Raw genomic sequence first — 19,130 nt, 5'->3', positions numbered from 1 at the left:
GTCCTTGCCGAGTCGCGCGCCGTCTCCACCGGGACCAACGTGAGGATCCGGGCTGTCTTCCGGCCGGCTCCCCATGCCCGCTACACGTGCGCCTGACCGCCCGCACCCCTCGCTGCGAGGACGTCGGCTGTCGAGGCCCGGTGGTCACCAGTCACCGACATCCCGCCATGGCCGCGCGAGAACCGACCTATGCTCAGCGTTCACGACGGGGCGCCGGCCTCCGTCGTCCTCTTGGGAGACGTTCATGGCACGCACACGCACCTCGACCCGCCGGAGCGTCTGGCTGCTGACGGTGGTCCTGGCGATCGCGGGACTCACCAGCGCCGGCGCAGTGACGACGACCGCGTCGGCGGCGGAGCCGATCCACATCACCGGCACGGTCACCGACAACGGCGGCCTCCCGGTGGCGGGCGCCGAGGTCCAGGCCGTCGTCTACTGCAGCTGCGAGGGGTTTCACACAGCGGGAGAGACGCAGACCGCCGAGGACGGGGCCTATGACCTCGTCATCCCGCCCATCACCGAGTCCTACTTCGACCACAACGACTTCCTCGTGCACATCGACGCACCCGCCGGCGACCATGCCCCCGAGTGGTACGACAACGGCGTCAGCGTGTTCCGGGCGACGAGCATCCACGTGCCGGACGGTCGGACCGCGACGGGCAAGGACGTCCAGCTCGCCCCCGGCAGCCACATCACCGGGACCGTGACCGGGCCCCGGGGGGCTCCTCTCGCCGGCGCCGTGGTCGTGGCCGACTTCGCCGACCCCAACGACGGCGGCTGGGCCGACACGGGCTTCCCCACCAGGACGGCCGACGACGGCACCTACGACCTGGGACCGCTGCCGGCCAGCACCTACCGTCTCTCGTTCCGTGCGCCCGGCTACTCGGAGCAGCGCTACCCCACGGTCGTCGTCGTGGGCGAGGGGGAGACCGCCGCGGGGAGGGACGTGAGCTTCCGCCCCGTGCGCAACCTGAAGCGCCCCGCGATCGTCGGCAAGCCCGTCGTGGGACGGAAAGTGAGCGCCACATCGGGCTCGTGGGACCCCCAGCGCGTGAAGAGGAGCTACCAGTGGCTCGTCGACGGGAAGCCGGTGGCCGGGGCGACGCACGCGTCGTACCGCCCCCGCGTGCGCGACCTGGGGAAGAAGCTGCGCTTCCGGGTCATTGCCAGGGCTCCGGGCCACCCGGCCGCCACGGCCACCTCGCGCGGAAAGACCATCAGGACGGCCACCCCCACCGCGACGACCAGGATCGGGGTCCGTCCGGCCCGGTGAGCCCGGGCCGCGTTCTCGAGCAGGTACCGCAGCGATGACGTCCGGGCGGCTCGGCCGGGCTGCTCGAACCGTCAGCGAGCGACCCGGACGCTGATCGGCCCCCTGGCGGTGGAGGGGTCCACGGCTCTGCCGCGCTGGACGATGGTGACCTCGTCGTGCGCCGCCAGGCGGCGAGCGGCCCGTCGGGCCGGCTCGTCCAGCTCCTGGCGCGGCGTCCCCGTGGCTGCCGAGACGACGCCCGCGGCCTCGCTCACGTCGACGGGTCGGGCACCCGCGGTTCGGAGGAGCTCGCGGAGCGCGTCCTCGAGAGCCCGGTCGGTGGACGTCACGCCGCGCCGGCGGCACGAGCTCGAGCAGTAGCGCACCTGCTCCCAGTCGCGTTCCCACTTCTTGCGCCACTCGATCCGGCGCCCGCACGAGGCGCAGATCTTGTCCGGTGGGGTCACCACGCCATCCTGCCCCCTGCACCAAGACGGTCGAGCGGGCCGCCCCCACGGTCAGCCGACCGGCTCCGGGAACGTGAGGCTGCCGTCCTGCACGAGCTCGGCCAGCTCAGCGTCGGTGAACGTCCGCGCCTGCCGGGCCGACCGCAGGGTCGCACCGGCCACCTTCTCCGTGGCGATCGCGACGCGGCCGTCGTCGCCCTGGAACACGACGCGGAAGGTCCAGGGGTGGTCCGCGTCCGTCTCGGCGTACGACCTGCTCCAGTCGGTGCCGATCCGGCCGCCGGGCACCGCGGTGCGGAGGCAGTCGTCGCAGAGCGGCACGTAGGGCTTGTCGGCGTGCGCCAGCAGCAGCCGGAAGAAGCCCCCGCCGTCGACGTCGTACTCCGCCTGCCAGTCGGTGGCCGTGGCGAAGTCCTCGTCGGGCATCGGGCCGTTGTGGTGGGTGTCGCTCGGGAACACGTCACGGGGCTGCTCGAGCTGGGGGAGGTGCGCAGCGACCGCGCTCACCATCGTGTCGTCGACGTCCGTGCCCTCGACGTGGTCGGTCGCGGCGGGCGGAGCCGCGGGTGCGACGACCTCGGTGGACCCGCCGAGCCGGGGCGCCGCGACCCCCGCGGCCACCACGACCGCCACGGCGCCGGCAACCCCCGCGACGCGGAGGCGCGTACGACGTCGCCGCGCGCCGCGGCCCCGCGCCAGGACCTGGGCGAGGTCGGGTCCGCTCGAGGCGTCGTCGGTGACGCGGGAGTAGGCCCGCTGGATGTCGGTGTCGGAGCTCATGAGGACTTCCTCTCGGTGGTGGCGGTCGTCTCGCCGGCCCGGAGGCGTGCGAGCGCGCGGTTGGTCTGGCTCTTGACGGTGCCCTCGGCCACGCCGAGCAGCTCCGCGACCTCCGCGACCGACAGGTCCTCGAGGAAGCGGAGCGCGAGGACGGCACGGTCGCGCGGGGACAGGTCGGCGAGGGCCCGGGTGAGGTCGACCCGCACGTCCACGTCGACCTCCCGGGCCGCGGCGTCCCGGACCGCGTCCGTCAGCGGTTCACGGGCGCGCTTCTGGGCCGACCGGATGCTCGTGGTCACCACCGTGCGCCGGGCGTAGGCGTCGACGGCCGCGGGATCGATCCTCGGCCAGTGGACGTACAGCTTCACGAAGGCCGTCTGGGTCGCGTCCTCCGCAGCCGGCCAGCTGCCGAGGATGGCGTAGGCGATCCCGAGCAGGCGCCGGCGGCGAGCCACGAAGAACTCGCAGTAGGCCGCTTCCCAGGTGGGCACCCGCATGCCGTCTCCCGACTCGTGTAGGCGTTGTCATGAGGAAGATCCCCGAGAGGCCCGGGAGGTTCCCGCCCCGACGCAGTCAGCCCATCACGCCACGGCGGCACGGGAACCGACTTATGCTCGAGCAGTCTCACGACGGACCACGACGCCGTCGTCCTCTGGGGGAGAACACCACTGATGCCACGCCTGCGCACCTCGACCCGACCGAGCGTCTGGCTGCTGACGGTGGCCCTGGCAGTCGCAGGACTCGTCAGCACCGGGGCGGCGACGTCGACTGCGGCGGCGCAGGAGCCGATCCACATCATGGGCACGGTGACCGACAACGCCGGCCTCCCAGTGGCCGGCGCCGAGGTCCAGGCGATCGTCTACTGCGGCTGCGAGGGGTTTCAGACGGTGGGAGAGACGCAGACCGCCGACGACGGCACCTACGACCTCATCATCGCGCCCATCACCAGCGCCCTGTTGCAGCACAACGACTTCCTCGTGCACGTCGCCGCACCCGCCGGCGACCATGCCCCCGAGTGGTACGACAACGGCGTCACCGTGTTCCGGGCGACGAACATCCACGTGCCGGACGGTGGCACCGCAACGGGCAAGGACGTCCAGCTCGCCCCTGGCAGCCACATCAACGGGACCGTGACCGGCCCCAAGGGGGCTCCCCTCGCGGGGGTTGCTGTGTATGTGACCTTCGCCGACCCCGAGGACACCCAGTGGTTGGATCCGGGGTTCGGCGCCACGACGGCCGGCGACGGCAGCTACGACCTGGGTCCGCTGCCCGCCAGCACCTACCACCTGTCGTTCGACGCGCCCGGCTACGGCAGGCAGCGGTACGCCGGCGACATCGTCGTGGCCGAGGGCGCGACCATCACGGGGAAGGACGCCCGCTTCGGGCGTCGCGTGCACCGGGGTCCCATCCACAACGTGGAGCGGCCGGCGATCCTCGGCAGGCCCCGGGTCGGCCAGCGCGTGCACGCCACCCCGGGATCGTGGGACCCGGAGCGCGTGCGCACGGTCTACCGGTGGTTCGTCGCCGGCAAGCCGGTGGCGCGGGCGACGTACGCCTCCTTCCGGCCCCGTCCCCGCGACGTGGGCAAGAAGCTGCGCTTCCAGGTCGTCGCCAAGGCCTACGGCCGCACGTCCGCCACGGCCGTGTCCCCGGCGAAGAGGATCAGGAAGGCTGCCCCCGCAGCCGCGACGAGGCTCGAGGACCGTCCGGCAGGATGAGCCCATGCGAGTAGGACTCACGGGCGGCGTCGCCTCGGGCAAGAGCACGGTGTCGGCGATCCTGGCGGAGCTGGGGGCGGTGGTGATCGATGCCGACGTGCTGGCGCGCGAGGTGGTCGCCCACGGCACCCCGGGGCTGGCGCAGGTCGTCGAGGCGTTCGGGCCGGGGATCCTGACCCCCGACGGCGAGATGGACCGGCCGGCGGTCGGCCGCCTGGTCTTCAACGACGAGGAGAAGCGCCGGACGCTGGAGGGGATCGTGCACCCGCTGGTCTTCGAGCGGTACGCCGAGCTCGAGGCGGCCGCGCCCGAGGGGGCGCTGGTCGTGCACGACATCCCGCTGCTGGCGGAGTCGGGGCGGGCCGACGGCTTCGACGCGGTGATCGTGGTGGACGCGCCGCCCGAGCTGCAGGTCGAGCGGATGACCGGCGACCGCGGCTGGACCCGCGAGGACGCCGAGTCCCGGATCGCGGCCCAGGCCTCGCGGGAGGACCGGCTCGCGATCGCGACGTACGTCGTGGAGAACACCGGGACGCGCGAAGACCTCCGTCACCGGGTGACGGAGGTCTTCGAGGAGCTGACGAGGTAGGTCAGGCAGCCAGGTCCGGGTCGGCGACGCGGCGCAGCTTCTGCAGCGCCTCCCGCTCGAGCTGGCGGACCCGCTCGGCGGAGATGCCGTGCTTGAGGCCGATGTCGGCCAGCTTGTGCTGGCGACCGTCGACCAGGCCGTACCGCGACCGGATGATGTCGGCCGCCCGGTCGTCGAGGTGGTCCACGAGGCTGTTGAGCCGGTCGCGCGCCTCCACGTCGAGCACCGACAGGTCGGGGCCGGGGGTGGTCTCCTGGGCCATCAGGTCGCCGAGCGACGTGTCGCCGTCCTCGTCGACGGGGGAGTCGAGGCTGACGTGCTCACGGCCCCAGGCCATCAGGTCGAGGACCCGGTCGACGTCCATGCCCAGCTCCTGGGCGATCTCGGTCGGGTCGGGGTCGCGGCCCAGCTGGCGCTCCAGGGTGCGGCGGGCGCCGCCGACCTGGTTGAGCTCCTCGACCACGTGCACGGGGAGGCGGACGACGCGGGCCTGCTGCGCGATACCGCGGGTGATCGCCTGGCGCACCCACCAGGTGGCGTACGTCGAGAACTTGTAGCCCTTGGTGTAGTCGAACTTCTCGACCGCGCGGATCAGGCCGGTGTTGCCCTCCTGGATCAGGTCCAGCATCGGCATCTGCGCCCGGCCGTACTTGCGGGCGATCGAGACGACCAGCCGCAGGTTGGCGGTGATGAACGTGTCGACGGCCTTGCGGCCCTCCTCGGCCAGCCACTCGAGCTCCTCCTGCGTGGCCGACATGGGGGCGCCGCCCTTGCGGCGGCCCACGCGGCCCTCGGCGAGCAGGGCCTCGGCCAGGAGGCCGGCCTCGATCGTCTTGGAGAGCTCGACCTCGGTGACGGCGTCGAGGAGGGGGTTGCGCGCGATCTCGTCGAGGTACAGGCCGACGCTGTCGCGACCCTCGATCTCGCGGGAACGGGTTGCGGTGCGAACTGCCATGGGACGCCCTCCTCTTCTCATGGGCCCCACCGAGTGGAGCCACACGTCCTGTCCAACGTCCCGACGTACCCCGTGATTCCCGCGGGATGCCACCTGGGTGGCGATCGGATCTATGGAGCCTTCGTAACCAAGGACGCGTGGGGATGGGTCAGAGTTGCCCTTTCCCCGAACTCTCAGGGACTTCTCAGCAGCACCCGGAACGAGCCGCTCAGGGCGTCGTGTCGGCGAGGCCCATCCGGTCGAGGATCCAGGCCAGCGAGAAGGCCCGGTCGTGCCACGACTTGTAGCGCCCGGAGACGCCGCCGTGGCCGGCCGACATCTCGGTGCGGAGCAGGAAGTCCTGGCGGCCCGTGGCCGTCGCGCGCAGCTTGGCGATCCACTTCGCGGGCTCGACGTAGAGGACCCGGGTGTCGTTGAGCGAGGTCTCCGCCAGGATCGGCGGGTAGTCCATCGCGACCACGTTGTCGTACGGCGCGTAGGCCCGCATGCAGGCGTAGACGGACGGGTCCGCCTCGGGGTTGCCCCACTCGTCGTACTCCGTGACCGTCAGCGGCAGCGTGGCGTCGAGCATCGTCGTCAGCGCGTCCACGAACGGGACGGCCGCGACGATCCCGCCGAAGAGCTGCGGCGCCTGGTTGGCGACCGCGCCCATCAGCAGGCCGCCGGCGCTGCCGCCCTCGGCGACCAGGCGCTCGGGGGTCGTCCAGCCCTCGGCGATGAGGTGCCGGGCGCAGGCGGCGAAGTCGGTGAAGGAGTTCTGCTTGTGGAAGAGCTTGCCGTCGTCGTACCAGTGCCGGCCCATCTCGCCGCCCCCGCGCACGTGCGCGATCGCGAAGCCGGCGCCGCGGTCGAGCATCGAGAGGCGGGCGATCGAGAAGTAGGGATCCATCGACGCCTCGTAGGCGCCGTACCCGTAGAGCAGGACCGGGATCGGGCCGGCGTCGCGGGCGCCGCGACGGCACACGATCGAGATCGGGACCTGCGCGCCGTCGGGGCTCGTCGCCCAGAGCCGGTGCTCCTCGTAGTCGGCCGGGTCGTAGCCACCGAGGACGGGCGCACGGCGCAGCAGGGTGAGCTCGCGGGTGCGGACGTCGTAGTCGTAGACCGACGAAGGGATCGCGAGCGAGGCGTAGCCGACCCGGACCGTCGGCTGGTGGAAGCCGGGGTTGCCACCGGACGCGACGGTGTAGATCTCCTCGTCGAACTCGACGAGGTAGTCGTCGCCGACGCCCTGCTCGCCGAGCTCGAGGATGCGCAGCTGGGTGAGGCCCTCGCTGCGCTGGTGCACGACGAGGTGGCCGGCGAAGGCGTCCACGTCCTCGAGGCGTACGGCGGGGTCGTGGGCGACCAGGGGGGCCCAATCGTCCGGCGCGGTCGGCGCGACGGGCGCGCTGCCGAGCTCGAAGTCCGCCCCGGTGTGGTTGTGCAGGACCAGGAAGCGGTCCTCGCCGGCGATGACGGCGTGGTCGAGGGAGTACTCGAGGCCCTCGACGCGAGGCGCGAACACCACGAAGCCGGCGTCGGGGGAGTCGGCGTCGAGGACGAGGTACTCGGTCGTCGTCTTCGAGCCGGCGGCGATCATCAGGAAGCGGTCGGTGCGGGTGCGGCCGATGCCGACCCAGAAGCGCGCGTCCTGCTCGTGGTGGACCAGCACGTCGTCGGCCTGGGTGGTGCCGAGCCGGTGCCGCCAGATCTTGTCGGCGCGCCAGGACTCGTCCACGGTCGTGTAGTAGACGTGCTCGCCGGCGCGGTCCCAGACGGCGCCGCCGATGGCGCCGGTGATCTCGTCGTCGCGCAGCTCGCGGGTCGCCAGGTCGAGGACCCGGATCGTGTAGCGCTCGTCGCCGACCACGTCGACCGAGTAGGCGAGCAGCCGGCCGTCGGGGCTGATCGCCGAGCCGCCGAGCGAGAAGAAGTCGTGGCCCTCGGCCAGCTGGTCGAGGTCCAGCAGGAGCTCCTCGCCGGGCAGCGCGGGCTCGTCGGGCGTGGCGTCCGCGGCCGGCCGGGGCGGCGTCCAGTCGTCGGGGTCGGTCACCGGGACGCGGCAGCTGGCGCCGTACTCACGACCCTCGAAGGAGCGGCCGTAGTACCAGTGGCCGCGGTTGCGCGTCGGGACCGACAGGTCGGTCTCGAGCGTGCGGGCCTTGATCTCGTCGAAGATCCGCTGGCGCAGCGGCGCGAGGTGCTCGGTGCGCGCGGCGGTGTAGGCGTTCTCGGCCTCGAGGTGGGCGACGACGTCCGGGGACTCCTTGTCGCGCATCCACTCGTAGTCGTCGACGCGGCTCTCGCCGTGGATCTCGCGGGTGGTGGGGCGACGGTCCGCCAGGGGAGGCTGCATTCGGGAAACCCTAGTGGCGGTCCTACCCTCGGCCTCATGCGCATCCTGGACCTCAACGCGGACCTCGGTGAGGAGGTCACCGACGACGACGCGCTGCTCGCCGTGGTCACCAGTGCGAACGTCGCCTGCGGCTACCACGCCGGCAACCCCGCGATCATGCGGGCGGTCTGTGCCGAGGCCGTACGACGGGGCGTCTCCGTCGGCGCGCAGGTGTCCTACGCCGACCGCGAGAACTTCGGCCGGGTGCCGCGCGACGTGGCCTTCGACGACCTGCGCGAGCAGGTCCTCGACCAGGTCGGGGTGCTCACCGCGATCGCGTCGTCGGCGGGCACGACCGTGCGCTACGTCAAGCCGCACGGCGCGCTCTACCACCGGGTCCTCGACGACGAGGAGCAGGCGGCGGCGGTGCTGGCCGGGTCCGGCGACCTGCCGGTGCTGGGCATGCCAGGGGCCTCGCTGCGGCTCGCGGAGGCGGCCGGTCGGCGGGTGCTGCTGGAGGGGTTCCCGGACCGCGGCTACGGCCCGGACGGCCGGCTGCTCCCGCGCACCGTGCGCGGCGCCGTCCTCACCGACGACGACGAGGTCGCGGCCCGCGCGGTCGAGCTGGCGGCGTCGGTCGACTCGGTCTGCGTCCACGGCGACAGCCCCGGCGCGGTCGCCCACGCCCACGCCGTACGCCGGGCGCTCGAGGCGGCCGGCTGGGAGCTGCGCGGCCTCTGAGTCCACCCGGTGGCGGCCCGGATCTTCTCCACAGGGGCTGTGCACGAACCTGTGCACTCGGGGCCCCTGTTGTGGAGAAACGGCCGGTTCTGTGGAGGAGCCTGTGGGACCGCAGGAATGTCGCGGGAATGTGCCGGAAAGCCTTGCGCCGCGTGACCCGGGCCACGTAGAACTCTCCCTACCAGATCGACGCCGGTTCGCCGGGGAAGAGCTGGAGATCGAGCAGGACGAACACCCACACCACGAGGCAACTCGCGGCGTCGGCCCGGTGACGGGGACGGCGGGGTCGGAGCTCCGGTTCGGTGGGCCGGGCGTCACCGTTTCCGGTCAACTCGAAGGGCTCCTGGTGCTCATACCACCGGGAGCCCTTCACCTATTTCCGGCAGACTGGCCGCGTGCACTCCCGCCCGGTCGGACGCCACGCGCTGCTCGTCGAGGTCGACGACGCCCGCGCCGCCCTGTCCCTGGCCACCTGGGCGAGGTCCGGTGCGCTCGCCGCCGTCCCGGGGCTCGCCGGCGGCTGCGAGGAGGTCGTCCCGGCCGCGCGGACCGTGCTGTTCGACGGGGTCGCGGACGTCGGCGCGCTGGAGGCCGCGCTCGCCGGGTGGACGCCGACCGAGGAGTCCGTGGACGGGCCGCTCGTGGAGATCCAGGTGACCTACGACGGCTCCGACCTGGCCGTCGTGGCCGAGGCCTGGGGGACCGACGAGGCCGGCGTCGTCGCCGCGCACACGGCCGTGGACTTCACCGCGGCGTTCTGCGGCTTCGCGCCGGGCTTCGCCTACCTCGCCGGGCTGCCGGAGGAGCGGTGGGTGCCGCGGCTGGAGTCGCCGCGGGCGCGGTTGCCGGCCGGCTCGGTGGGGCTCGCCGACCGGTGGTGCGGGGTCTACCCGACGGAGTCACCCGGCGGCTGGCGCCTCCTCGGGCGGACCGACGCCGTGCTGTGGGACCCCGCCCGCGAGCAGCCCGCCCTGCTGGCGCCCGGCACCCGGGTCCGGTTCGTGGCGCGATGAGCCCGACGGTGCTGCAGGTGTGGGAGGTGGGTGCCCTCACGACGGTCCAGGACGAGGGTCGGCCCGGTCATGCGCACCTCGGGGTGCCCCGGGCGGGCGCCCTGGACCGGCCGGCCGCGGCGCTCGCCAACCGCCTGGTCGGCAACGAGTCGTCGGCCGCGGTGCTGGAGGTGACGCTCGGCGGCCTGGTGCTGCGCGCCACTCACGGGTGCTGGGTGGCGGTGACCGGTGCGGTGCTCCCGGTGTCCGTCGACGGCGCCGGTCGCGGCCACACCCGCGCCGAGTGGCTGCCCGCCGGGGCGGAGCTGCGGCTGGGCCGGCCCGCGAGCGGCGTGCGGTCGTACGTCGCGGTCGCCGGCGGTCTCGACGTCGCGCCGGTGCTCGGCTCCCGCTCCACCGACACGCTGGCCTGGGTCGGGCCGCCCCGGGTGGCGGCGGGCGACGAGCTCCCCGTCGGTGCGGCGACCGGTCGGCCCGCCCCGCTGGACACCCCGCGGCCGCCTCGGACGGGGCCGCTGCGCGTGCTGCCCGGGCCGCGCGTCGACTGGTTCGGGGCGGGTGCCCTCGCGGCGCTCTGCGGGCCGGCGTACGTCGTGGAGGCGGACTCGAACCGCGTCGGGCTGCGCCTCGACGGGCCGCCGCTGCAGCGCGTGCGCGACGGCGAGCTGGCCAGCGAGGGGATGGTCCTGGGCGCCGTCCAGGTGCCGCCGAGCGGGCGCCCGGTGGTGTTCCTGGCCGACCACCCGCCGACCGGCGGGTACCCCGTGGTCGCGGTCGTGCACCCCGACGACCTGTGGCAGTGCGCGCAGCTCAGGCCGGGGGAGCGGGTGCGGTTTCGTCCGGATCCGCGGGGCGCCACGCGCTGAGCTCGGGATCGTCGTCGGGGTAGGACCGCACCGGGCCGGACGCGCTCGCGGCCGTCTCGAAGCGCACGGTCACCACCCCGCGGCCGGCGCCCCACACCCAGCCGCGGCCCATCGTGGTGTGCTCGACGTCCATGCCGGGCGACCAGGTGCGGCGGCGCGACGAGGGCACCTCGACCTCGGGCAGCGGCTCCACCTCCTCCTCGGTGGTCTCGCCGAAGAGGTCCTCCTGGATCCAGTCCGCGAGCCCGGAGACGCCGACACCGAGCAGCCGCACCCCGCCCGACGTGTCGAGGTCGGCGAGCAGCCCGCGGGCCATCCGGGCGACGGTGGCGGTGCTGTCGGTCGGCGAGCTCAGCGTGCTCGAGCGGCTCAGCGTGGTGAAGTCGTGGAGGCGGACCTTGATCGAGACCGTGCGGCCCGACAGCCCGTGCTTGCGCAGCCGCTCGGCGACCTCGCCGGCCTGGCGCGTGAGCAGCCCCTCCATGAGCTTCCGGTCGGTGAGGTCGGTGTCGTAGGTGCCCTCGACGCTGACCGACTTGGCCTCGCGCTCGGCCACGACGAGGCGGTCGTCCTGGGCGCGGGCGAGGTGGAAGAGGCCGTTGCCGTGGGCCTTGCCCACGAGCCGGACCAGCTCCTCGAGGTCGACCAGCTCGAGGTCGGCAACCGTCTGGATGCCGGCGCGGCGCAGCCGCTCGGCCGTGGCGGGACCCACCCCCGGGATCACGGTCACGAGCATCGGGCGGAGCAGGTCGCGCTCGGTCCCCGGCGGCACCACGGTGAGGCCGTCGGGCTTGTCGAGGTCGCTGGCGACCTTGGCGATGAACTTCGACGTGCCGAGCCCCACCGAGGCCGTCAGCCCGCCGGTGGCCTCGTGCACCCGCGCGCGGAGGTCCTCGGCCACCGCCACGCAGGTCGCGAGCTCGAGGTCGGGCAGGTCGGCCGCGGCGAGGTCCACGAAGGCCTCGTCGAGCGAGAGCGGCTCGACCAGCGGCGAGACGGAGCGGAGCAGCCCCATCACGATCGCGCTGGCCTCGCGGTAGGCGTGGAAGCGCCCGGTCAGGAAGGCTGCGTGCGGGCAGCGGGACCGCGCCTCGCGCGTGGACATGGCCGAGCGCACGCCGTACTTCCTGGCCTCGTAGGACGCCGTCGCCACCACGCCGCGACCGCCGACGCCGCCCACGACCACCGGCTTGCCGCGCAGCGACGGCTTGTCACGCTGCTCGACGGAGGCGAAGAACGCGTCCAGGTCCAGGTGGAGGACCGACGCCGACGTACGCACGCGAGGACCGTAGCGCGGCCCACCGACCGTCCCGGATGTCACCGGGCGCACCCGTCGTCCACAGGCCCGCAGCGCGCACGCGTCGACCGTCCGCCCCCACGGGGAGGCTCCCCGCATGACACCCACCACGCTCACCGCCCGCACCCCCGAGGACCTCCTCGCCGCCGTCCCCGTCGTGCTCGGCTTCCAGCCGACCGACTCCCTCGTGATGCTCACCTTCGGCGGCCCGCGCCCGTTCCACGCCCGGGTGGACCTGCCGCCGGGTCCCGACGAGGTCACGGAGGTGGTGGAGATGCTGCTCGGCCCTGCGCGCGAGCACGGCGTGCGCCACGTCGTCCTCGTGGCCTACTCCGCGGACGGGCCGGCCGCGTCCCGCGCGGTGGGGGCGCTGCGCCGGGAGGCCCGGTCGTCGGGCATCGACGTCCTCGACGCCTTCCGGGCGCACGACGGCCGCTGGTTCTCCCTCGCCCCGGGCGGGCGACTGGGCGTGCCCGCCGGGGGAGTGCCGTACGACGTCAGCGCCCACCCCTTCGCCGCGCAGGCCGTCCTCGACGGGCGCGTCACGCACGGGTCGCGCGACGAGCTGGCGGCCTCCCTGGCGCCGGACCCCGAGCGGGCGGCGGCGGTCGCCGCGGCCGTGGCCGCCCTGCCCCGATGGGGGCGCGACGACGGCACCGAGCAGGTCTGGGTCGCCGGCACGGTCCGCCGCCTGGTCCGCGATGCGACGCTGCCCGACGACGTCGAGGCGGCGCGGCTGCTCACCGCCGTCCGGGTGCCGGACGTCCGCGACGTCGCCCGGGAGCAGGTGGACCGCGCCGACGTCCGGGCGCACGTCGAGCTCTGGACCGACCTGCTGCGCCGGGCGCCCGACGCGCTGGCCGCGGCACCGGCCGCACTGCTGGCCTTCGCGGCCTGGCTGGCCGGGCACGGCGCCCTCGCCTGGTGCGCCCTCGACCGGTGCGAGGCCGTCACGCCCGACGGTGCGGACCCACCGGACCCGGCCGGCCTCGTGGCCGCCCTGCTGCAGCGGGCGGTGCCGCCGCGGGAGTGGGAGGAGGGGTGGGGCCACCTCCGTCCCCGGAGCGGTCGTCACTCCACCTGAGCGGGGTTTGCGCCTAGGGTGCGGTCATGGGTGAAGAGGTAGACGCGCAGGAGTTCTCCCGGGCCGACCGGACCCGGCACCGGGAGAAGGTGCGGCGCTGCCTCGACGTCTTCGCCCGGATGCTGCGCGAGGCGCGCTTCGACACCGACGACCCGATGACCGGGATCGAGGTCGAGCTGAACCTCGTCGACGAGCTCGGCGACCCGGCCCTGAAGAACGCCGAGGCCCTGGCCGCGATCGCCGACCCCGACTTCCAGACCGAGCTCGGCCAGTTCAACATCGAGATCAACGTGCCGCCGGCCAAGCTCCGCGAGGGTGGGCTCACGACCTTCGAGGACAACCTGCGCCGCAGCCTCAACGACGCCGAGAGCAAGTCCGCCGAGGTGGGCGCGCACATGGTGATGATCGGCATCCTGCCGACGCTCGACGAGGGCCACATGGGGCTCGCGAGCCTCAGCGCCAACCCGCGCTACCGCCTGCTCAGCGAGCAGATCCTCAACGCCCGCGGCGAGGACATCACGATCTCGATCACCGGCACCGAGTCGCTCAAGACCACGGCCGACTCGATCGTGCCCGAGGCGGCCTGCACCAGCACGCAGTTCCACGTGCAGACCTCGCCGGACCAGTTCGCCGACTACTGGAACGCCTCCCAGGCGATCGCCGCCGTGCAGCTGGCCGTCGGCACCAACTCGCCGTACCTCCTCGGCAAGCAGCTGTGGCAGGAGACCCGGATCCCGCTCTTCGAGCAGGCCACCGACACCCGCAGCGAGGAGCTCAAGGCCCAGGGCGTCCGGCCCCGGGTCTGGTTCGGCGAGCGCTGGATCACCTCGGTCTTCGACCTCTTCGAGGAGAACGTCCGCTACTTCCCGGCGCTGCTGCCGGTCACCGAGGAGGAGGACCCGCTCGAGGTCCTCGAGGCCGGCGGCACCCCGCAGCTCGCCGAGCTGCGCCTGCACAACGGCACGGTCTACCGCTGGAACCGCCCCGTCTACGACGTCGCCGGGGGAGTGCCGCACCTTCGCGTCGAGAACCGCCTCCTGGCGGCCGGCCCCACGGTGGCCGACACGATGGCCAACGCGGCGTTCTACTTCGGCCTGGTGCGCGCGGTCGCCGAGAGCGAGCGCCCCCTGTGGTCGCAGATGTCCTTCAGCGCCGCGGAGGAGAACTTCCACGTCGCGGCCCAGCAGGGGATCGACGCGCAGATCTACTGGCCCGGGGTCGGCCAGGTGCGCGCCACCGAGCTGATCCTGCGCCGGCTGCTGCCCCTGGCCCACCAGGGCCTGGACGCCTGGGGCGCCGCGCCCGAGGAGCGGGACCGCCTGCTCGGCATCATCGAGCAGCGCTGCCTCACCGGCGTGACCGGCTCGGAGTGGTTCGTCCGCCGGATGGGCAAGCGGTCCGACCTCGACCGGTACGACGCCCTGCGCGCGACCCTGCTCGAGTACATCCAGGGCATGCACACGAACGAGCCGGTCCACACCTGGGAGTGAGCTCAGCGCTCGCGGAGCCGCTTCCAGACCCGCCCGACGCCGCTGCGCGGGTCGCGCCAGGCGGTCCGCGTGACGACGACCAGCGTGAGCGGCCGCCCGGCCTCGGCGCAGGCCGCCCGCGCCGCGGACAGCCAGAGCAGGTCGTGGTCCTGCACGGTGAGGTCGCCGGGCCGGGTCAGCCACACGATCGGCTCGGCGGACGGGAGCACGGTCCGGCGGACCAGCGCGGCGACGAGGTCGGTCCGCAGCGCGTGGTCGGACGGCTCGTCGGGGGTCAGCGCGAAGACCGCCTCCGACCCGCCCGGGGTGCCGACGTGCACCAACGGGGCGAAGCTGCGACGCCGCTCCGCACGCGCGTGGTCCAGCACCGCCCGGCGCAGCGCGGTGTGCAGCCAGGTCGGCACGGGCTCGGTGATTCCCTCCATCGCGACCTCCGCGACCACCCTCCCCGATCCCGGCGGCGCGCGCGTCGCTCGTCCACAGGCTCCCGCGGCGTGCGCGGATCGGTTAGCGTGCCTCGTGGGCAGCGCGCCCGACTGATGAGGACGAGGAGGGTCGATGGGGACCGTCGTAGTGGGTTACGTGCCCAAGCCGGAGGGCGAAGCGGCACTGGGCAAGGCGATCGACGAGGCGAAGCTGCGTGGCACCAAGCTCGTCGTCGTGAACTCCCACCGGGGTGGTCAGGAGTTCGACGCCTCGGCCGCTAAGAAGGCCGAGTCCGAGATGGACGCCGTCCGCAAGCGGCTGGACGAGTCGGGCGTGACCTACGACCTGCGTCAGCTGGTCCGCGGGTTCGAGCCCGCCGAGGACCTCATCAGCATCGCCGAGGCCAACGACGCCGAGCTGATCGTCATCGGCCTGCGCCGTCGCTCGCCCGTCGGCAAGCTGATCCTGGGCAGCAACGCCCAGCGCATCCTGCTCGACGCGCACTGCGCCGTGCTGGCGGTCAAGGCCGGCGACTGAGGCTCACCTGACCGTGCCGCCATGGGGCATCCTTGCCCCATGGCGATCCACATCACCGGCGACACCTCCGCCGACCAGGTCCTGAGCGACGATCCCTTCGCCCTGCTGGTCGGGATGATGCTCGACCAGCAGTACCCCATGGAGCACGCGTTCCGCGGCCCGGCGAAGATCCTCGACCGCTTCGGCACGCTCGACCCCGCGCGGATCGCGGCGGCCGACCCGGAGGAGTTCGCGACGATGGCCGCGACCACCCCGGCGATCCACCGCTTCCCGGGCTCGATGGCCACCCGCCTGCAAGCGCTGGCGGCGATCGTCGAGGAGAAGTACGACGGCGACGCCTCCCGCCTGTGGTCCGAAACGGGCTCCGGCAAGGAGCTGCTCAAGCGCGTCATGGAGCTGCCGGGCTTCGGCAAGCAGAAGGCGCAGATCTTCGTGGCCCTGCTGGCCAAGCAGCTCGGCGTCCGTCCGGAGGGCTGGGAGACCGCCGTCGGGGCCTACGCCGAGGACGGCTTCCGCTCGGTGGCGGACGTCGTCGACCCGGCCTCGCTGCAGAAGGTGCGGGACTTCAAGAAGGAGAAGAAGGCCGCCGCGAAGGCGCAGCAGGCCTGACGGCGTACGGATTGTCGGCGGGAGCGGGGGGAATGCCACCTGCTCACCGGTGCCGTGGCAGAATGACGACGCGGCTCTTGACGATAGCGGGCCTTGCCGCGCCCCCATGTGGTCCGCACGTGTTGTGACTGTCTGTTGACGAGAGGTGTTCGTGTCCTCGAACGCACGCAAGATGCTCCCCGCCGAGGTGCTCACGCACCCTGCCGTTGCCGCGCTGATCGAGCGTGGCACCCCGACCGGCAGCCTGACGCCCGAGGAGGTGCGCCAGGCCAGTGAAGACGCCCAGGTGGAACCCCGCCACCTCAAGGCACTGCTGGGTCACCTGAGCGGTCTCGGCATCTCGGTCCAGATCCCTGTCGCGACCAGTCGTGCCGTCGCCGCTGCCGCCGCGCCGCGCAAGACCGCCACCGCGACGGCCAAGACCGCCGCCAAGAAGGCCCCGGCCAAGAAGACCGCGGCCGCGACGAGCGCCACCGCGACCGCCACGGCCGAGGCCCCGGCGAAGAAGGCTCCGGCCAAGCGTGCCCCGGCCAAGAAGGCTGCGGCCGCCACGGCCGACGCCGCCGTCGAGCCCGCCACCATCGGCGCCGACGGCAAGAAGATCCTCCCGGACATCCCGGACGACGTCTTCGAGAAGGACGTCAAGACCGACCCGACGATCGTCGAGGACGAGAAGTCCGCGACGTTCGTGGTCTCGGCCGCCGACGACACCGACGAGCCCGAGCAGCAGGTCATGGTCGCCGGCGCGACCGCCGACCCCGTCAAGGACTACCTCAAGCAGATCGGCAAGGTGCCGCTCCTCAACGCCGAGATGGAGGTCGAGCTCGCCAAGCGGATCGAGGCCGGCCTCTTCTCCGAGGAGAAGCTGGCCAAGGGCGGCAAGATCACGCCGAAGATCCACGAGGAGCTCGAGTGGATCTCCGAGGACGGCCGCCGCGCCAAGAACCACCTCCTCGAGGCCAACCTGCGTCTCGTCGTCTCGCTGGCCAAGCGCTACACCGGTCGCGGCATGCTGTTCCTGGACCTGATCCAGGAGGGCAACCTCGGCCTGATCCGCGCGGTCGAGAAGTTCGACTACACCAAGGGCTACAAGTTCTCGACGTACGCCACGTGGTGGATCCGTCAGGCCATCACCCGCGCCATGGCCGACCAGGCCCGCACCATCCGGATCCCGGTCCACATGGTCGAGGTCATCAACAAGCTCGCGCGCGTCCAGCGCCAGATGCTCCAGGACCTGGGCCGCGAGCCCACCCCGGAGGAGCTGGCCAAGGAGCTCGACATGACCCCCGAGAAGGTCATCGAGGTCCAGAAGTACGGCCGTGAGCCCATCTCGCTGCACACGCCCCTCGGCGAGGACGGCGACTCCGAGTTCGGCGACCTCATCGAGGACTCCGAGGCGATCGTCCCGGCCGACGCGGTGTCGTTCACGCTCCTCCAGGAGCAGCTGCACGCCGTCCTCGACACGCTCTCCGAGCGTGAGGCAGGCGTCGTCTCGATGCGCTTCGGCCTGACCGACGGCCAGCCGAAGACCCTCGACGAGATCGGCAAGGTCTACGGCGTGACCCGCGAGCGGATCCGCCAGATCGAGTCGAAGACGATGTCGAAGCTGCGGCACCCGTCGCGCTCGCAGGTCCTGCGCGACTACCTCGACTGAGCACCTGAGCACCTGAACGACGAGACCGCACGTCGGAGGCGGTGCTCAGGTCTCTTGCACGGCACCGAGCAAGCAACCCCGGCGTGGTGGGGCCTCAGCTGCTCCCGGCTGGACCCGGACTCGTGGACGGTAGCCAGAGCCTTACCACGGTCCCGGGTGAGGTTGCCTCGACCGTGCACCAACCCCCGGCGATCTCCGCGCGGTCCCGCATGGTGGCGAGGCCTCGGTGACCGGGGCGGGGAGGACTCTGGGTGCCCGCGGGACCGACGCCGTCGTCCGCGACGACGATCTCCACCCCTCCGTCGACCCGTCGGATGACGACATCGACCCGCGTGGCCGCTGCGTGCTTCCGGACATTGATCAGGGCCTCCTTGACGATCCGGAGGATCTGGGCGCGTGCGACGTCATTCGGCCAATCCACCGGCATCGGTCCGGCGCCCTCATCGAATCCGACTGTCCAGTCCAGGTCGACCTCCTCGAAGATCTGTGCCGTGGCGGAGCGGAGAGTCTCGGTGAGGTCAGCCCCGCTGTGGGCGGGCTCGAGTTCGAAGAGGAGGTCGCGCAACCCCCTGGAGACGTCTCTGACGGCCGCCCTCAGCTCGTTGATGGATGGCACCAAGTCGGGTGCCGAGTCTCCGAGCCGGCGTTCGAGGCTCCCGAGTCGCAGATCGAGGACCGCGATGGACTGGACGGAATCGTCATGGACGTCGGCGGCGATCCGCGCCCTCTCGTCCTCTTGAGCGACCACCAGGCGACGAAGAAGCTCGCTCTTCGCGTCGTTGGCCTTCTCGGCCACGCGCCGGGCGAAGTTGAGCTCCTCCTCCTGACGTCGGAAGTCGGTGACATCCAGCATCGACCCGAGGAAGCGCACGGCGACGCCTTCCGCATCGCGTAGGACCTGCCCACGTGCCGAGACGATGACGTAGCGGCCGGCCTCGTGCCTCAACCGGTACTCGATCCCGTATCGCCCGCTGGGTGAACGGAGGGCGGCATCACGGGCTGCAAGGACATCGGGGACGTCAGCGGGGTGGATGCGCGCGCGCCACCACTCGAAGTCGATGTCCACGAGATCGTGCTGCATGCCGAAGACGTCTCGTACAGCACCCGACCAGCTCGTCAGTCCCGTCAACAGATCCGCATCCCAGATGACCTCACGAGTCACGCCAGCCACGAGCCGGTGGCGCTCTTCACTACGTTCGAGCGCCTGCTGGGCAGGCTCGCGCTCCTCGTTCAGCGGCATCGGGCTATCGATGGGTTCAGACACCTCGTCACACCCCGGGACTTCCTCGTCGTCGCCGGCGCTGCTCACATCGTCACGGGACGCTCGATGCCGCC

At 72.7% G+C, this 19,130-nt stretch carries 19 protein-coding genes; 11 read left to right on the top strand and 8 right to left on the bottom strand.

Annotated elements, in window-relative coordinates; translation table 11 throughout:
• Positions 1-244 precede the first annotated feature (244 nt).
• Positions 245-1,273 carry a carboxypeptidase-like regulatory domain-containing protein gene (locus H5V45_RS02920; RefSeq protein WP_185251561.1) on the top strand — a complete coding sequence of 343 codons (1,029 nt, stop codon included), beginning with the start codon at positions 245-247 and terminating at the stop codon, positions 1,271-1,273.
• Between the two features lie 71 nt (positions 1,274-1,344).
• Here H5V45_RS02920 and H5V45_RS02915 read toward each other — a convergent pair whose 3' ends face one another.
• From H5V45_RS02915 to H5V45_RS02905, 3 genes are read right to left on the bottom strand one after another with little or no spacing between them, the layout of a single operon-like run.
• Positions 1,345-1,719 carry a DUF2256 domain-containing protein gene (locus H5V45_RS02915; protein ID WP_221633887.1) on the bottom strand — a complete coding sequence of 125 codons (375 nt, stop codon included), beginning with the start codon at positions 1,717-1,719 and terminating at the stop codon, positions 1,345-1,347.
• Between the two features lie 51 nt (positions 1,720-1,770).
• A complete protein-coding gene (locus H5V45_RS02910) occupies positions 1,771-2,499 on the bottom strand; it encodes a hypothetical protein (RefSeq protein ID WP_185251559.1) in 729 nt (242 codons plus the stop codon).
• A complete protein-coding gene (locus H5V45_RS02905; RefSeq protein ID WP_185251558.1) occupies positions 2,496-2,990 on the bottom strand; it encodes a sigma-70 family RNA polymerase sigma factor in 495 nt (164 codons plus the stop codon). Before H5V45_RS02905 ends, H5V45_RS02910 begins: the two co-directional genes overlap by 4 nt.
• A gap of 180 nt (positions 2,991-3,170) precedes the next feature.
• Between H5V45_RS02905 and H5V45_RS02900 the strand changes: the two genes are divergently transcribed.
• Both H5V45_RS02900 and coaE read left to right on the top strand, forming a co-directional pair.
• Positions 3,171-4,217: a carboxypeptidase-like regulatory domain-containing protein gene (locus H5V45_RS02900; RefSeq protein ID WP_185251557.1), complete on the top strand. Its 1,047-nt coding sequence runs from the start codon at positions 3,171-3,173 to the stop codon at positions 4,215-4,217.
• Between the two features lie 4 nt (positions 4,218-4,221).
• Positions 4,222-4,806 (top strand): dephospho-CoA kinase, encoded by a 585-nt coding sequence (gene coaE, locus H5V45_RS02895; RefSeq protein WP_185251556.1) that lies wholly within the window; start codon positions 4,222-4,224, stop codon positions 4,804-4,806.
• Position 4,807: 1 nt separating this feature from the next.
• Here coaE and H5V45_RS02890 read toward each other — a convergent pair whose 3' ends face one another.
• Together H5V45_RS02890 and H5V45_RS02885 are read right to left on the bottom strand one after the other, a co-directional pair.
• Positions 4,808-5,761, bottom strand: coding sequence for a sigma-70 family RNA polymerase sigma factor (locus H5V45_RS02890; protein ID WP_185251555.1), 954 nt, complete (start codon positions 5,759-5,761; stop codon positions 4,808-4,810).
• A gap of 208 nt (positions 5,762-5,969) precedes the next feature.
• Positions 5,970-8,099: a S9 family peptidase gene (locus tag H5V45_RS02885; protein WP_185251554.1), complete on the bottom strand. Its 2,130-nt coding sequence runs from the start codon at positions 8,097-8,099 to the stop codon at positions 5,970-5,972.
• A gap of 36 nt (positions 8,100-8,135) precedes the next feature.
• On the opposite strand from H5V45_RS02885, the gene H5V45_RS02880 reads away from it, so the two are divergent.
• The 3 genes from H5V45_RS02880 to H5V45_RS02870 all read left to right on the top strand — a co-directional run bounded on the left by H5V45_RS02880 (position 8,136) and on the right by H5V45_RS02870 (position 10,698).
• Positions 8,136-8,819 carry a LamB/YcsF family protein gene (locus tag H5V45_RS02880; protein WP_185251553.1) on the top strand — a complete coding sequence of 228 codons (684 nt, stop codon included), beginning with the start codon at positions 8,136-8,138 and terminating at the stop codon, positions 8,817-8,819.
• 395 nt (positions 8,820-9,214) lie between these two features.
• Positions 9,215-9,832 (top strand): carboxyltransferase domain-containing protein, encoded by a 618-nt coding sequence (locus H5V45_RS02875; protein ID WP_185251552.1) that lies wholly within the window; start codon positions 9,215-9,217, stop codon positions 9,830-9,832.
• Entirely contained in the window at positions 9,829-10,698 is an 870-nt protein-coding gene (locus tag H5V45_RS02870; RefSeq protein ID WP_185251551.1) for a 5-oxoprolinase subunit C family protein, read from the top strand. The genes H5V45_RS02875 and H5V45_RS02870 overlap by 4 nt, the downstream gene beginning before the upstream one ends.
• On the opposite strand, the gene H5V45_RS02865 is transcribed toward H5V45_RS02870, so the two are convergent.
• Complete coding sequence (locus H5V45_RS02865) at positions 10,643-11,977, bottom strand: DNA polymerase IV (protein ID WP_185251550.1); 1,335 nt, start codon at positions 11,975-11,977, stop codon at positions 10,643-10,645. The genes H5V45_RS02870 and H5V45_RS02865 overlap by 56 nt on opposite strands.
• A gap of 115 nt (positions 11,978-12,092) precedes the next feature.
• Between H5V45_RS02865 and H5V45_RS02860 the strand changes: the two genes are divergently transcribed.
• Both H5V45_RS02860 and H5V45_RS02855 read left to right on the top strand, forming a co-directional pair.
• A complete protein-coding gene (locus H5V45_RS02860; protein ID WP_185251549.1) occupies positions 12,093-13,079 on the top strand; it encodes a DUF4192 domain-containing protein in 987 nt (328 codons plus the stop codon).
• A gap of 26 nt (positions 13,080-13,105) precedes the next feature.
• Positions 13,106-14,569 (top strand): glutamate-cysteine ligase family protein, encoded by a 1,464-nt coding sequence (locus H5V45_RS02855; RefSeq protein WP_185251548.1) that lies wholly within the window; start codon positions 13,106-13,108, stop codon positions 14,567-14,569.
• A gap of 2 nt (positions 14,570-14,571) precedes the next feature.
• Here the strand turns inward: H5V45_RS02855 and H5V45_RS02850 are convergent, their stop codons facing one another.
• Positions 14,572-14,994: a hypothetical protein gene (locus tag H5V45_RS02850; RefSeq protein WP_185251547.1), complete on the bottom strand. Its 423-nt coding sequence runs from the start codon at positions 14,992-14,994 to the stop codon at positions 14,572-14,574.
• A gap of 133 nt (positions 14,995-15,127) precedes the next feature.
• On the opposite strand from H5V45_RS02850, the gene H5V45_RS02845 reads away from it, so the two are divergent.
• The 3 genes from H5V45_RS02845 (at position 15,128) to H5V45_RS02835 (ending at position 17,795) form a co-directional block, all read left to right on the top strand.
• Positions 15,128-15,532 carry a universal stress protein gene (locus H5V45_RS02845; protein ID WP_185251546.1) on the top strand — a complete coding sequence of 135 codons (405 nt, stop codon included), beginning with the start codon at positions 15,128-15,130 and terminating at the stop codon, positions 15,530-15,532.
• Positions 15,533-15,571: 39 nt separating this feature from the next.
• A complete protein-coding gene (locus tag H5V45_RS02840) occupies positions 15,572-16,141 on the top strand; it encodes an HhH-GPD-type base excision DNA repair protein (protein WP_185251545.1) in 570 nt (189 codons plus the stop codon).
• A gap of 145 nt (positions 16,142-16,286) precedes the next feature.
• The gene (locus H5V45_RS02835; RefSeq protein ID WP_185251544.1) at positions 16,287-17,795 is read left to right on the top strand and encodes an RNA polymerase sigma factor; all 1,509 of its coding nucleotides are present in this window, start codon (positions 16,287-16,289) and stop codon (positions 17,793-17,795) included.
• Positions 17,796-17,889: 94 nt separating this feature from the next.
• On the opposite strand, the gene H5V45_RS02830 is transcribed toward H5V45_RS02835, so the two are convergent.
• Complete coding sequence (locus H5V45_RS02830) at positions 17,890-19,104, bottom strand: PAS domain-containing protein (RefSeq protein WP_185251543.1); 1,215 nt, start codon at positions 19,102-19,104, stop codon at positions 17,890-17,892.
• Between the last annotated feature and the right edge of the window lie 26 nt (positions 19,105-19,130).

Origin of the sequence: Nocardioides luti (assembly GCF_014212315.1) — a bacterium.
GTDB lineage: Bacteria > Actinomycetota > Actinomycetes > Propionibacteriales > Nocardioidaceae > Nocardioides > Nocardioides luti.
Note: the sequence above shows the minus strand (reverse complement) of the source record. Positions and strands in the feature narration are given on the sequence as shown.